The 14,441-nt window shown below is 36.4% G+C and carries 10 protein-coding genes and 3 pseudogenes; 7 read left to right on the plus strand and 6 right to left on the minus strand.

The annotated features are described in order from the left end of the window. Positions 1-53: 53 nt before the first annotated feature. The 4 genes and pseudogenes from AAHI02_RS09370 to AAHI02_RS09385 all read right to left on the minus strand — a co-directional run bounded on the left by AAHI02_RS09370 (position 54) and on the right by AAHI02_RS09385 (position 5,722). Positions 54-2,049: pseudogene (locus AAHI02_RS09370) on the minus strand (KUP/HAK/KT family potassium transporter). Between the two features lie 139 nt (positions 2,050-2,188). Further along, positions 2,189-3,154 (minus strand): annotated as a pseudogene (locus AAHI02_RS09375) (pyruvate dehydrogenase complex E1 component subunit beta); the annotation flags it as partial. Between the two features lie 109 nt (positions 3,155-3,263). Beyond that, positions 3,264-3,680 (minus strand): DUF2147 domain-containing protein, encoded by a 417-nt coding sequence (locus AAHI02_RS09380; RefSeq protein ID WP_346986413.1) that lies wholly within the window; start codon positions 3,678-3,680, stop codon positions 3,264-3,266. 149 nt (positions 3,681-3,829) lie between these two features. Continuing rightward, complete coding sequence (locus AAHI02_RS09385; protein WP_346986414.1) at positions 3,830-5,722, minus strand: LTA synthase family protein; 1,893 nt, start codon at positions 5,720-5,722, stop codon at positions 3,830-3,832. A 199-nt stretch (positions 5,723-5,921) separates the two neighbouring features. Between AAHI02_RS09385 and AAHI02_RS09390 the strand changes: the two genes are divergently transcribed. The 5 genes and pseudogenes from AAHI02_RS09390 to AAHI02_RS09410 all read left to right on the plus strand — a co-directional run bounded on the left by AAHI02_RS09390 (position 5,922) and on the right by AAHI02_RS09410 (position 9,511). Continuing rightward, positions 5,922-6,635: a CDP-alcohol phosphatidyltransferase family protein gene (locus tag AAHI02_RS09390; protein WP_346986415.1), complete on the plus strand. Its 714-nt coding sequence runs from the start codon at positions 5,922-5,924 to the stop codon at positions 6,633-6,635. A gap of 119 nt (positions 6,636-6,754) precedes the next feature. Beyond that, entirely contained in the window at positions 6,755-7,519 is a 765-nt protein-coding gene (locus tag AAHI02_RS09395; RefSeq protein ID WP_346986416.1) for a 3'-5' exonuclease, read from the plus strand. Positions 7,520-7,521: 2 nt separating this feature from the next. Next, a complete protein-coding gene (locus AAHI02_RS09400; protein ID WP_346986417.1) occupies positions 7,522-7,920 on the plus strand; it encodes a hypothetical protein in 399 nt (132 codons plus the stop codon). 486 nt (positions 7,921-8,406) lie between these two features. After that, a pseudogene (locus tag AAHI02_RS09405) lies at positions 8,407-8,988 on the plus strand (fumarylacetoacetate hydrolase family protein); the annotation flags it as partial. Between the two features lie 85 nt (positions 8,989-9,073). Then, entirely contained in the window at positions 9,074-9,511 is a 438-nt protein-coding gene (locus AAHI02_RS09410; protein WP_346986418.1) for a universal stress protein, read from the plus strand. Positions 9,512-9,589: 78 nt separating this feature from the next. Here the strand turns inward: AAHI02_RS09410 and AAHI02_RS09415 are convergent, their stop codons facing one another. Further along, complete coding sequence (locus AAHI02_RS09415; protein ID WP_346986419.1) at positions 9,590-9,823, minus strand: hypothetical protein; 234 nt, start codon at positions 9,821-9,823, stop codon at positions 9,590-9,592. A gap of 42 nt (positions 9,824-9,865) precedes the next feature. On the opposite strand from AAHI02_RS09415, the gene AAHI02_RS09420 reads away from it, so the two are divergent. Then, a complete protein-coding gene (locus tag AAHI02_RS09420; protein ID WP_346986420.1) occupies positions 9,866-10,771 on the plus strand; it encodes a DUF6427 family protein in 906 nt (301 codons plus the stop codon). A 6-nt stretch (positions 10,772-10,777) separates the two neighbouring features. Beyond that, a complete protein-coding gene (locus AAHI02_RS09425) occupies positions 10,778-11,362 on the plus strand; it encodes a DUF3109 family protein (protein WP_346986421.1) in 585 nt (194 codons plus the stop codon). A 123-nt stretch (positions 11,363-11,485) separates the two neighbouring features. Here the strand turns inward: AAHI02_RS09425 and AAHI02_RS09430 are convergent, their stop codons facing one another. Beyond that, the gene (locus tag AAHI02_RS09430; protein ID WP_346986422.1) at positions 11,486-14,347 is read right to left on the minus strand and encodes an insulinase family protein; all 2,862 of its coding nucleotides are present in this window, start codon (positions 14,345-14,347) and stop codon (positions 11,486-11,488) included. Positions 14,348-14,441 lie beyond the last annotated feature (94 nt).

The raw sequence follows: 14,441 nt of genomic DNA on the forward strand, positions 1-14,441 counted from the left end.
ACAAATTTATTGATTTTTATTTAAATAAATATTGTACCACAATGTTAAAGAATTTAACTATTATGACGCTTATACTCACATTGCTCTATCCTGGATTTGCCCACACAATCTTCTGTCATAGGAGCTGATTCTACGACTACATTATGTGAAGTAATTCCCCAGGCTTTGAAATCGTCGCTTCCGATGTACTTAACGAAATTGTAAATATTCATGATAATTTTCTCCTTTACCGTGAGAAGTATATCATTGATATAGGTATTATCTATAATCACATATTTTAAATCTGGAGGAATATTATGAGCTCTCAACGATGGATGGCTGCTTCTTGAAGGAATTGTTCCGTCTGCCATCATATCCCTTAAGACCATATCAAAATAATCATTAATCCTCCTATCAATTTTAAAACCAAGCATAAAATTAATCTTATAGATCGTCCCGGGAAGCACCTCATCAACAGCATATTTGAAAGTGTATGGATCTTCCTGATTGGTAATGCTTAGGATAAAATAATGATCCGCTCTTTTCGGCTGTTTTTTTATGATAGAATAAATAATCTTTGATTCTATTTCATCATTTCTTTTAGCTCTGCTGAGATAAGCGAGATTGGTAGCATATTTTGGTATTGTTTCATCAAGCTTCATATCTTTAATGATGGGAATATAATTTTCCAGCTTAATGAATTTAATAAATTTCGTTTTAATGGATCTTCCATTATACCAGGCATACATACAAACTCCTATGGAACCTGCTAAAACTACCGTGATCCAGCCTCCTTCCAGGAATTTTATGATATTAGCACTGAAAAATCCTAATTCGATCGCCATATACACTAAGCCAAATACAAGAATTAAAATTTTATTTACCCTGCGCTTCAATAGCCAATAGACAAGAAGAATCGTTGTCATCAGCATGGTTACAGTAATTGATAGTCCGTATGCCGCCTCCATTTTTCCTGATTCTTTAAAGTGAAGAACCACTATAATACAGAATAGCAAAAGCCCCCAGTTGATTCTAGGAATGTACATCTGGCCCTTTACCCCGGAAGGATAATCGATTTTCTGGTTAGGCCACAAATTCAGAGACATCGCTTCTGAGAAAATAGTAAATGAACCTGTGATCAAAGCCTGGCTTGCAATAATTGCAGCTGCTGTAGCCAAAATAACTCCCGGAATAACCATCCATTCTTCCATAATTCCGAAAAAAGGATTAACAGCCGAAAAACCAGGCTTATTATAATTCGTTAAAAGCCACGCTCCCTGACCAAGATAGTTTAAGATCAGCATGATTTTTACAAATCCCCAGCTTACTCTGATATTTTTCGCACCGCAATGTCCCAAATCTGAATAAAGCGCTTCAGCACCTGTTGTACACAGGAATACAGCTCCCAGAATAATGATGGCACTTGGCGAATGTGCAATAAGCTTATAGGCATAATACGGATTGAATGATCTCAGGATCTCCATATTTTCGCTTAAATGAGATAATCCCAAACCACCTAATACCAGAAACCAGATCACCATAACCGGTCCGAAGAACTTTCCGATAAAGCTTGTTCCGAACTGTTGAACCACGAAAATGACAATTAAAATGGCGATTGTAATAGGAACTACCGGCGTGTGAGGATTGTAGATTTCAAGACCTTCAATAGCCGACATTACCGTCAGTGACGGAGTGATAACACCATCTGCAATAAGAGCTGCCGCTCCGACAATGGCAATAAGATACAGCCAGCCTTTTTTTAAGATTTTTCACCAATGAAAACAGGGCAAGAATTCCTCCTTCCCCTTTATTATCTGCCCTAAGAGCAATAATAACATATTTTACGGTTGTCTGAAGAGTAAGCGTCCAGATAATACATGAAAGAGCTCCTTCAATATACTCGTTAAAGGGCATCGTACTTCCGCCTTCTCTGGCATTCACGATTGCTTTCATTACGTAAAGCGGTGAAGTCCCGATATCCCCGAAAACAATACCCAGAGAAACTAAAACTCCAATGAAAGAAAGCTTCTTAATGTCAAAATGTTGACCGCCTTCTGTAACTTCTGCCATATCAGCTAATTTTATTTTAAACGCGCAAATTTAAGTCAAAATTACAACCCTAAGAATTATTCTTCATGAATATAATAAATGAAAAAACTTCCTTTCGGAAGTTTTTCTCTATAATTATGTTAATTATTTCACGTACATCGCTTTTTTTGATTTCCTCTTTTACTTTTTCAAGTTTTGGGAACCATTCTGCAAATAAAGCCGCGGAGTAAGGAGCAGGGGCATCAGGAGTTGTAATTCTCTTGATAGGAGCATCCAAATAATCAAAGGCTTTCTGTTGCACCATGTAAGTAATTTCAGAAGCGACAGAACCAAATGGCCACGCCTCTTCCAGAACAACCAATCTGTTTGTTTTCTTAACAGAAGCTAAAACCGTATCGTAATCCAAAGGACGCACTGTTCTAAGATCGATTACTTCTACAGAGATTCCTTCTTTTGCAAGATCTTCTGCTGCCTGAATAGCCAGTTTCATGATTTTTCCGAAAGAAACCAAGGTAACATCGCTTCCTTCTCTCTTGATATCAGCCTTTCCGATCGGCAAGTAGTATTCTTCTTCAGGAATTTCCATTTTGTCACCATACATCTGCTCAGATTCCATGAAAATTACCGGATCATTATCCTGGATAGCTGTTTTTAACAATCCTTTTGCATCGTAAGGATTACAAGGTACAACCACTTTCAATCCCGGACAGTTGGCATACCAGCTCTCAAAAGCCTGAGAGTGAGTGGCACCCAATTGACCTGCAGAAGCCGTAGGACCACGGAAAACGATAGGACAATTCCACTGACCTCCACTCATCTGACGGATCTTTGCAGCATTATTAATAATCTGATCGATTCCCACCAAAGAGAAATTGAAGGTCATAAACTCTACGATAGGTCTGTTACCATTCATTGCAGCTCCCACAGAGATTCCTGCGAAACCAAGCTCAGCGATTGGTGTATCGATTATTCTTTTAGGACCAAATTCATCCAGCATTCCTTTTGAAGCTTTGTATGCACCATTGTATTCTGCTACTTCCTCCCCCATCAAATAAATGGATTCGTCTTTACGCATTTCCTCGCTCATTGCCTGTGCAATTACCTCACGAAAAGTATATTCTGCCATATCTTTTTGAAAAATTTAGAGTACAAAAATAGTGTTTTTTTATTATTCACATAGCAAAAACGACATCTCATTTATTGAAATGCCGTTTATTAATTTTATTTAATGGTAATTAATTAGCTTTATGCCATACTTGGGTCCTTCCTATGAGAGAAAATCCTAAGTAACCTCTTACATTAAGTTTGTCTCCATCTCTTTTAATGGTACACTTATATGTTTTTCCATCTTTAGGATCTGTAATTGTACCGCCGGTAAATTCATCTCCATCTTTTTTCAGGCCTCTGATGATTTCCATCCCCAGAATCGGCTTATTTTTTCTGTCGTCCTTACAATCTACACAATTAGGATTTGCAGGTTTTATCAAAAGCTGGGAAACTTTTCCATAATACTGATCTCCTTTTTTATAGATTTCTACAATAGACTTTGCCTGCTTGGTCTTATCATCTATAGTTTTCCATTTTCCTTCGATCTGAGCAAATGAAAAGATCCCCATGAAAGAAAGAATAAATGTTAATAATAATTTTCTCATATTTTTATAGTTTTAATTGTAATAAAATAATTTGGTTGTCTATATATTGCTAAAAATAGAAATTAATTTCCAAATAACAAAAATATTTATTATCCGGAACATACATTAAGATAGATGTGCTTTAATTCAAATAGTTAAATTGAAATATTTCAATTTAATTTCCTATTGATCACCCTGTTCATATAATCCTGGTACCAGGCTTTAGCAAACTTCTCCCCATTTTCTGCTTCAGGATTATTTTTCAGGTTATCTTTAAGATTTTTTTCCAGTCCAAGATCGGATTTATCAAAAATACCTATCACTTCTTTACCATCGAAACGGTAAATATAATTTCCGATGATAAACTGCTCCACAGCACCGTCTGAATTAGCAATAATCGGATCATATTGTTTTTCGCTCACGAGGCTTCTTCCCCAGCTTCTTATTTTTTTATTATAACCAATCAGATCAGCTAATGTAGGATAAATATCAATCTGTTGAGCAAACTCATTGTTCACCCCTTTTAACTGATATTCAGGATTTGGAGAATAAAATATTAAAGGAACAGCAAAACGGTTCATAATTTTTTCATATTCAGAATAATACACTTCATTGGTATGATCTCCCGTGAAAACAAAAATCGTATTGTTGTACCAAGGCTGTTTTTTAGCCGTTTCAAAATACTTTTTAATGGAGTAATCGGTGTACTGAATCGGCTCGTGCATCGGGTTCTTACCTTTTTTAAACTTACCATTGTATTTTTCAGGAATTTTAAACGGATGATGCGAAGAAGCGGTAAAAACAGTTGCCATGAACGGCTGCTTTTTACCTACATTTTTAGCAAAATACTGTAAAAACGGTTCATCCCAGATCGCCCACATTCCATCAAAATCGTTTTCGTTATTGTATTCCGTTTTACCGAAATAATGTTTAAAGCCCAAAATATTACCAAAGCCTAAAAATCCCATCGAACCATTTGGTGCACCATGATAAAAAGAGGTGTCATACCCCATTTCGTTACAGACAGAAACAATCGACTGGATTTTCTGGTTAGAATACGGCGAACTTGTAAAAGCATCTGTCAAGCTTGGAATTCCCGCCAGAACAGAACTCATTCCGTGGATCGACTGTCGTCCATTCGCAAAAGTATTCGGAAAAATAAGACTTTGTCCTGCAAGACTATCCATAAACGGAGTATAAGACACATAATCTTTGATATTTTTATCTTTATTAAAAGCTCCGGAATATTCTCTGCTGAAAGATTCCACAATAAAAATGACAATATTAGGTTTTTCCGTCACCTTTCTTTCATATAGTTTATAAGGATGAATATTATCTTCGATAAATTTTTCATCAACAAAATGAACTTCTTTAAAATTATTAGTATTTAAGGTTCGGAAAAAGGAAAATGTACTGTTCAGCACCATATTTCCCTGGGCAGGCAGTTTTACAAAACGGTTCGCGTCCACCAGATTAATTGGTCTCGTGCTGTGTTTGAAATCGCCACGAATTCCCCCAACCGTCAAAACTGCTGTTACACAAAGCACTACCACAGACCATATAAAATACGGAACAAGCTTTACAGGCTTCTTTTCTGTTATTTTTACTTTTTTATACAGGAAAACCCATAATCCCATTAACACTACGAACAAAATGAGAACAAAAGGATTCTGAACGATTGAAGATGTAAAAACCTTGAAAATATTATTCTCGTGCTGTGCAACCTGAAGCGCAGCGGAAGTCAGCCTCATTTGGGAAAACTTGAAATAAACGATATCTCCAAAGTTCATGGCATATGCAATTCCATTGGTGATAAAGTACAGCCAGAAAAGAAATTTCTGATATCCTTTTTTCGTATTAATGATTATTGGAATAATGCTCAACAGGATAAAAAGTGCGTTAACATATAAAATTGCTGTGGTATCGAAAGCAGTTCCGTGAAATGACAGACTGAAATAATCTGATACAGAATCTACTTTTATTAATCCGCGGTTGAAATACCAGAATAAAAACCGGACAATCTGATAGAAAAAATAGGCTAAAAAGATCCTGTACAAAAGCACCAGAACCTCCTTGTTTTCTAAATTCTTTAAACAATTTCATGGCGCAAATTTACCAAAATAATGTAACAGTTAAACAATGTATCAATGGAATAGTGTACCAATGGAATAATGGAACAGTGCAACGATTCGGAAAATGAAGCAATAATTGATACACTGTTAAATTGATACATTGTTATATTAATTTATTAATTTTGTGACTATGAATTTTATTAAAAATAATCTTGCCAACGCCATTACATTAGGCAACCTTTTTTCGGGATGTGTGGGTGCTATTCATCTTATTTTGGGTGATTACCAGACAACCGCCATCTGCCTGATTTTTTCTCTGATCCTGGATTTTTTTGACGGATTTGTGGCAAGAGCCTTAAAATCAAATTCCAATCTTGGTGTTCAGCTGGATTCTTTGGCAGATATGGTGAGTTTCGGGCTTGTTCCGGGCTTGACGATGTTTAAAATTCTTGAGCCGTCCGGAAATGATCTTTCAGGAATCACTTTACCTTTTGAGATTAAATATTTCGGATTACTGATTACGCTTTTCTCCTGTTTAAGACTGGCTATTTTCAATCTCGATGAAGAACAGAAATATTATTTTAAAGGGTTGAACACTCCCAGCAATACAATACTAATTTTTGGATTATATTACGCTTTTAAACATGAAGAAATCTTTGTTTCTTTATTAAACAACAGCATGATAATGATTATTTTAACTGTACTTTCATCATGGCTTCTGATATCACCGATAAAAATGATTGCAATGAAATTCAAATCGATGAAGCTGCATGATAATTATCCAAAAATCGCATTATTACTTGGCGCTGTCATTATTTTAATTATTTTTAAAACAGTCGGAATTCCTTTAGTAATCATTTATTATATCTTAATTTCCCTTATCTTTCAAAAACAATTAAAGTAAAATGATGGATGATTGAAGATGGAAGTTTCCGTTCTCAAATTCATATATTTTCAAATTATAAAATAAAACATAGGTGAGAAAGCAAGTAGCCAATCGCCATTAGCTAAAAGCAATTTAAAATGAACTTAAAATTACATAAACCGCTCTGTATATTTGATTTAGAAACCACAGGAACAAATATCGGAAAAGATAGGATTGTTGAAATCTGTATTTTAAAAGTGAATCCTGATGCTTCGAGAGAAAGCAAAACATGGAAAGTGAACCCCGAAATGCCAATCCCGAAAGAGAGTAGCGAAATTCATGGAATTTATGATGAAGATGTGAAAGACGCTCCTACATTCAGAGAAATTGCCCCGAAAATTATGGAAATGCTTGCCGGAAGTGACTTGGGAGGCTTTAATTCCAACCGTTTTGATGTGCCATTGCTGGCAGAAGAATTATTGAGAGTGGAAATCGATTTTGATCTAAGCAAGTTCAGATTGGTAGATGCACAGACGATCTTCCATAAAAAAGAACCAAGAAATCTGAGTGCCGCCTACCAGTTCTACTGCGGAAAAACATTAGAAAACGCCCATTCTGCGGAAGCTGATGTGATGGCAACTTTTGAAGTATTGGATGCACAGGTGGGTAAATATGACGATATCCCGAATGAAATCGGACCGCTAAGTGAGTTTACTTTTCACAATAAACATGCAGATCTGGCAGGATTTATCGGGTATAACGAAAAGCTGGAGGAAGTATTCAACTTCGGAAAATATAAAGGACAGTGTGTAAAGGTCGTTTTCAAGAAAGATCTTGGCTATTTCGGGTGGCTTCAGAATGCGGAATTCCCTTTGTACACCAAGAAAGTCTTTACGAAAATCCAGTTATCAAGCAGATTTTAATCATGAGTGAGCTTGTAAAATTTAAATTCTATGAAACGGCGCTTCAAGCCAACCGGGACAAGCAGATCCTGGCGGAAAGTGGCATCAACAGCTTTATTGCGAATGAGCAGCTGATCCAGTCGGATTGGCTTTTGTCTCAGGCGGTCGGAGGTATTCAGCTGCAGGTTTTTGAAGAAGATCTGGAAAAAGCGCATCAGGCACTGCTAGATTATAAAGAAAATGAAGAGTTTTCTCTGGAAGTGGAACATACCATTTCAGATCCTGAATTTGATTTTGTATGCCCGAAATGTGGATCTAATCATATTTACAGAGATGATAGTGCCACAAGCTTTTTTGGCATTTCAATTCTGACAAGTCATAAGTTTGTGTGCTATTACTGTGGAAATGAGTTTACGCATTGATGCTTCGACAAGCTCGGCATGACATCATATTTGCCATTCTGAAGGATCAAATGTGAAGTGAAAATATATTTAACGCTAAGGCGCAAAGTTTTTTTTGAATTTTTAATGTGGATATTTTTTTGTTCGCAATGGCGTTTCACTCAGCAAATGAGTAGCACTTTTGTCATAACAAAGACAATATTGAAATGAGTGCTAGAATTCCACTCCTCTGGAGGGGTGGCGAAAATTCAAAGAATTTTTGACGGGCTGGTTTTTTAAAAGAGTGAATGGTGAATTTTGCTTCGCAGTGAATTATAATAATTGTTAAAATTCACAATTGACTCGTAGAAATTGACTACTCTCTCTCATAGCCCCGATTGCAGCGGCATCCTTTTGTGTAGCGGAGCGGAGCAAAAGATATAGCGGAAAGCGGGAAACAGCTCCTAAAAATTAAAAATATTAAGTCGAGATAGAGATTGCTTCTCGCAATGACAAAATAAATAAATTATGAAAATAATCTGCATAGGAAGAAATTACAGCGAGCACGCAAAAGAACTGGGAAATGAAATTCCGGAAAGACCAGTCATTTTCATGAAACCCGATACGGCTGTTTTGAAAGGAAATGATTTTTATATTCCTGAATTTTCAAATGATGTTCATTATGAACTGGAAGTGGTCGTAAAAATTTCAAAAGGCGGAAAGTATATCCAGAAAGAAACTGCGCCTAAGCATTATGAAGAAATCGGGCTGGGAATTGATTTTACGGCAAGGGATCTTCAGAGCGATTTGAAATCTAAAGGGCTTCCGTGGGAACTTGCTAAAGGATTCGATGGTTCTGCGGTGGTCGGAAATTTCTTTAAAAAAGACGATTTCAATCTGGAATCGCTGAATTTTTCGCTATTAAAAAACAAAGAAAAAGTTCAGGATGGGAATACAAAAGATATGATGTTCAGTATTGATGATATTATTGCTTTTGTTTCACAGTATTTTACCTTAAGAGTAGGTGATTTGATTTTTACAGGGACTCCAAAAGGTGTTGGCAAGGTTGATGAAAACGACATTCTGGAAGCCTACCTTCAAGATAAAAAAAGTGATCGATATCAGAATATTATAGATAATTTAACACTGTTTTCTGCCATATTTTTCTTAACTTTAGTAGACAAAATGAAAGGTTATGGTAAATATTGTATTGCCCGTAGATTTTGGGGACAAAACAGAGCAGCTTATAGAAGGTGCGGTAAAATTTGCAAAGCAGATAAACGGCAGAATTTTTCTTATCCACGTAGCACCGTCGGATATTGGTTTTGCTATTGGAGATATGGGATTCCAGTATTTTCCTGAGGTTGAAGAAAACGAGATCAGAGAGGAACTGGTACAGCTGAATAAAATACAGCAAAGAATTCTGGCTCACGATGTAGATTGTGAACATATCCTGAAACAGGGCATCGCCAAAGATATCATTCTTGAGCATGCTCAGGACAAAAAAGCAGATTTCATCGTAATGGGATCGCACGGCAGAAGCGGTATTTACGATGTTTTTGTAGGAAGCTTAACAAAAGGAATTACAAAAGACTCCAATATTCCTGTGTTAGTACTTCCCATTCATGAATGATCAGAAGTTTAAGCATTGACAAATAAAAAAAGCCGACCAAATAGCATTTGATCGGCTTTTTACTATATAACCAATTAATTAACCTTCTTTTTTGTAGATATTAGGATCATAGTAAGGGAACTTCCCTTCCGTTGGAGAATAGTAGTCTTTGTCTTTATTGTTACCAAGGGTTGTTACCAAAACATAGCACCAGTAGGTAAACAATGCGCAGCAAACGATAAATAAAATCCAGTTTAATACGTTTCCGAATGCATCAAAAAAACCAAACGACCATTTGAAAACTTTGCTTAAGAATAGAAAGAAAGACGTCATTATTTTCCTTTTTTAAATTAACTTTGTACAAATTTATAAAAAATGTTTAAATTACTTTCAAAAGAAAGCAATATTTTTTCAATCCCGGTTTATATTGGGTTTCTTCTTTTAATAGTAATAACTTTTAACTTTCTGAATTTCAATACTTATGAAGCAATTATCGCTGTAATTACCTTTTTGGGAATTGCCTTGGGATATTTTTGCTTTCATAGCATTGCGCTGAATTACCAGACGCATTTACCTTTATTTTTATATACATTTTTTATTTTCGGGTTGTATCCCGGGAAACTTGATATCGGTCTTGCCGTTTCGCTGCTTACCAATTCTTTTCTTCTTTTGCTTCTCACGAGCACGAATGAGGACATCAGAAAGAAATCTTATGTGCTGGTAGGTTCTATCGTTGCGCTGAATTTTATTTTTCTTCCTACGACATGGCCAATGGCCGTTTTTGTGATCATTCACGTTATTGCTACTTCCGAGAGAATCGGTCTTAATATTTTCAGATTTCTACTGGGGATTTTTCTGATTGTTTTCAGCTATTTTTCCGTGATGTTTTTTATGGATTTCACTTCCTGGAATATGAACTACTTTCCTTTCGGTAAAATGACATTTGTTACAGACTACGAAAGTTTACTTCCTTTAATTCCCATTGCGCTGATGCTGATCTATGCTGTGTATGATCATTTCAAAAATTATAACAAGAAAAGTCCGGTCAGCAGATACAAATATACTTTCTTATTGGTTTTCTCTGTTGCTCAGCTGATTACCATTATACTTTATATGAACAAAACCTATGAATACCTACTGCTTCTTGCCTTTCCATCTACGATTATTCTCAGTAGGATGCTGAGGTTTCTGCCAAAATACTGGATGCAGGAAGTATGCTTATGGATAATTATTTTCAGTTTAATTGGCTTTAAGGCCGGAACTTATTTTGATTTATTTTAAAAGATTATGATTCAGATAGACGATAAATTGATCTCCGAAGAAATTTTTTCTGAAGAGTTTGTTTGCAACCTTAGCAAATGTAAAGGTGCATGTTGTGTGGAAGGAGACGTCGGCGCTCCTTTAGATAAAGATGAGCTTGAAATTTTAGATACTATTTTTGATAAAATTAAGCCCTACCTTACCCAGGAAGGTATCAAAGCGCTGGAAGAACAGGGAACGTGGACGACCGATCCTATGGACGGCATGTACGTAACTCCTATGGTAGAAGACCGAGAATGTGCGTACGTAACATTTGATGAAAAAGGTATCACGAAATGTGGTATTGAAAAGGCGTATGAAGACGGCGCCGTAGACTGGCAAAAGCCAATTTCCTGTCACCTCTACCCAATTCGGGTAACAGAATATTCTTCTTTCACTGCTTTGAATTATCACGAATGGAGCGTGTGCAATGACGCCTGTGCTTTGGGAAAAGAACTGCAGGTTCCTGTATATAAATTCCTGAAAACTCCGCTGATCAGAAAATATGGTGAAGAATTTTACAGTGTTCTTTCGGATGTTGCCGATGAATGGAAAAAGGAATATGAGTCTTAGATTTTAGAGTTTTAGAGTTTTAGAGTTTTAGAGTTTTAGAGTTTTAGAGTTTTAGAAAATAAACTAAAAAAACCGTCCCTTATTTTAAGAGACGGTTTTTTTACTTAATTTTTTTATGGGATATTAATTTGCGGCTCCGGTCTTGATTACTGCCGTCGTAGCCTTTGCTTCGTCTTTTTTGGTGTTTTCCCAACCGTCTTCCGGCATTAATGTCGCTACAATTCTCCCTTTTGTAAGATACTTTTTCGCAACATCTTGAAGATCTTTTACCGTCAAGGCCTGTACTTTTTCTTTATAGTTTAAGATTTCGTATTTATCAGTTCCGTCAAATTGATTTCTGGTAAGATTATTCATCCAGAACATATTATCTTTTATCTGGGTGTTATAATCATTCATTTCTCCTTCTTTGTACTTGTCAAGGTCTTTTTGTTCAGGACCTTTGTCGATTAGCTTCTGGAGTTCTGCGATAGCACTTTTCGTGAGTTTATCTACATTTTCAGGACCACAAGGGAAACTAATGCTGAAATTATACGTGCTGTATGGGGCTTTATTCATACTTCCTCTGGCTCCGCCACCGTAAATTCCGCTTTCGTCTTCTCTCAATTTTTCAATTACTTTGATCGTAGCCACTTCACCCAATGCTTCCAGAGCCAGTGCTTCTTTTTCGTTATATGGAGTTTCGCCACTGTAAGAAATAGCAACCATACTTTTCGGATCTTTTCCTTTTTTGTACACTTTCGTGTAATCTCCGGTCATTTGTCTGTAGCCGGTATCTTTAAAGTTGGTCGTTTTTCCTGTTGACGGCAAGCTGGCAATATACTGCAATACTTCATTCTTAAATTTAGCCTCATCAAGATTTCCTACAAAATAGAAATGAAAATTTCCGGCGTTGGCAAATTTCTCTTTATAAATATCATATGCCTTTTTATAATCCGTATTTGCCCATTCTTTTTCCATTGGAATAATACCAATAAATCTTGGATTTTTCTGATTCATAAACTTGGCATGCTCGCTGGAGAAATAAAACTGTGGATTCGACAATAAATTATCCAACATCGCAGACTGCTTGGTTTTATAAGCATTGAATGCTTCCTGATTGTAATTTAATCCTGTGAAATAAGCATACATAAGCTCCATCGCCGTTCCAAGGTCTTTCTGATTGGTTCTTCCTGAAACTCCTTCATAATAAGGACCCACAAACGTATTTACATTAACCTGTTTTCCTGCTAAATAATTGGTAAGGTCAGCTTTTGAAAAACCACTTACTCCCGCTTCTGATAAAGCAGAAAATGCAAACTGAGTCTTATTGAAATCGGCATCATTAATCAATGAGCTACCTCCCATGCTTCTGGCTGAGAAAACAATTTCATCGTCCTTAAAGTCTGTTTTTTTGAACGTTACTTTTGCTCCGTTACTTAAAGTCCAAGTTGTAGTTCCCAGCTTAGTATCTGTTTCTGTTTTAGTGATTTTACCTTCAGATTTGAATGGCTTTACTAAATTTTTGATTGTTTCTTTTTCCTGATAAGGCTTTAGGTCTGCCATTTTCACGCTTTCAAACACATTTAAAACCATGGCTTGCGTCGGCATCGGAACATTATCTTTTTTGGGACCTGTGATCACAACTACCCTACTGTCATCTTTCACAAACTTTTTGATAACATCATTCGTTTGGGCCAGCGTTACGGAAGGCAAAAATTTCTTTGTGTCTTCATATTCCCATGCAATTCCGGGAATCGGCTCCTGCTCAAGAAAGTTTCTTACATATTCATCTACCAGCATATCACTTTCCGTTTTGTCACGGTTGTTGTAAGATCTTTCTAAATTAGATAAGACCTGAGATTTTGCTCTGTCGAGTTCAGTCTGTGTAAACCCGAATCTTTTTGCTCTTTCCGTTTCTTCTAAAAGAACTTTCAGTGCATTCATCTGACCGCCGTCTTTAACCATGGCAAATCCCTGAAAACCTTCTTTGCTTCTGGCATAAGTACCCCCATGATAAACCGATCCGTATGTAAATGGAGGATTGGTAGAGTTTACCAGTTCGCTTAATCTGTTATTCAACATTGTCGAGGTAAGGTTTTCGACGATGCTCTGATTATATTGCTCAACAGTAACATCCGGCTGATAAGCCTCAGAATCTTTCATGATAAACTGAACCATAGATCTTGTAGCATCAGGATCCGTTTCAATGGCTACTAAAGTTTCCTTATGATTCGGCAGGTCGAATGTTTTTCTTTCTTTCGGTTTATCCGGATTCTTATATTTGCTGAAATTGTCTTTAATTTTCTTTTCAATTTCATCTACATTGATGTCTCCTACCACTACGATTGCCATCAGATCCGGTCTGTACCAGTCTTTATGGAATTGTCTGATCACTTCAGGCTTAAAGTTTTCCAGGACTTCTTTTTTACCTATCGGAAGTCTGTTGGCATATTGAGAATTATACAATAATTTAGGAAGATATTTGTCTGACATTCTTTTGTCGGCACCCAGACCCAATCTCAATTCTTCCAGAACAACGCCTCTTTCCTTATTGATCTGCTCATCGGAAAGTGTTGCATTGAATGCCCAGTCTTCCATCACCTTAAGACCTGCATCCAGATTACCCGGCTTATCCAGAGGTACCGGAAGCATATAAACCGTTTCGTCAAAACTTGTATAGGCATTAAGGTGCTGGCCAAATTTTACCCCAATCGACTGTAGAAAATCTACCAGTTTATTATCCGGGAAATTTTTTGTACCGTTAAAATTCATGTGTTCCATGAAGTGTGCAAGACCTCTCTGGTTTTCGTCCTCAAGAATAGACCCTGCATTGATAGCCAGTCTGAAATCTACCTTCTTTTCCGGTAATGTATTTTTTTTGATGTAGTACTTCATTCCGTTTGAGAGAGTACCGATTCTTACAGAAGGATCCGTAGGAAGGTTTTGCGCGAAAGCATTTGCAGAGATCAGAAAAATCACGGCAAATGAAGATAGCATTTTCTTCATATATTGATTATTAATTTTTATGGTTCAAAAGTAACCTTTATTCCCAAAACGAAGAAATATTTAAAATATTATATCAAGTTAAATATTCGTAATT

Source organism: Chryseobacterium sp. POE27, from assembly GCF_039727685.1.
Taxonomy (GTDB): Bacteria; Bacteroidota; Bacteroidia; order Flavobacteriales; family Weeksellaceae; genus Chryseobacterium.

Coding starts and splice junctions, on each gene's coding strand:
- AAHI02_RS09390 (WP_346986415.1), top strand. CDS start 5,922: ATGAATTTTATTAAAAATAATCTTGCCAACGCCATTACATTAGGCAAC.
- AAHI02_RS09395 (WP_346986416.1), top strand. CDS start 6,755: ATGAACTTAAAATTACATAAACCGCTCTGTATATTTGATTTAGAAACC.
- AAHI02_RS09415 (WP_346986419.1), bottom strand. CDS start 9,823: ATGACGTCTTTCTTTCTATTCTTAAGCAAAGTTTTCAAATGGTCGTTT.
- AAHI02_RS09430 (WP_346986422.1), bottom strand. CDS start 14,347: ATGAAGAAAATGCTATCTTCATTTGCCGTGATTTTTCTGATCTCTGCA.
- AAHI02_RS09420 (WP_346986420.1), top strand. CDS start 9,866: ATGTTTAAATTACTTTCAAAAGAAAGCAATATTTTTTCAATCCCGGTT.
- AAHI02_RS09410 (WP_346986418.1), top strand. CDS start 9,074: ATGGTAAATATTGTATTGCCCGTAGATTTTGGGGACAAAACAGAGCAG.
- AAHI02_RS09380 (WP_346986413.1), bottom strand. CDS start 3,680: ATGAGAAAATTATTATTAACATTTATTCTTTCTTTCATGGGGATCTTT.
- AAHI02_RS09425 (WP_346986421.1), top strand. CDS start 10,778: ATGATTCAGATAGACGATAAATTGATCTCCGAAGAAATTTTTTCTGAA.
- AAHI02_RS09400 (WP_346986417.1), top strand. CDS start 7,522: ATGAGTGAGCTTGTAAAATTTAAATTCTATGAAACGGCGCTTCAAGCC.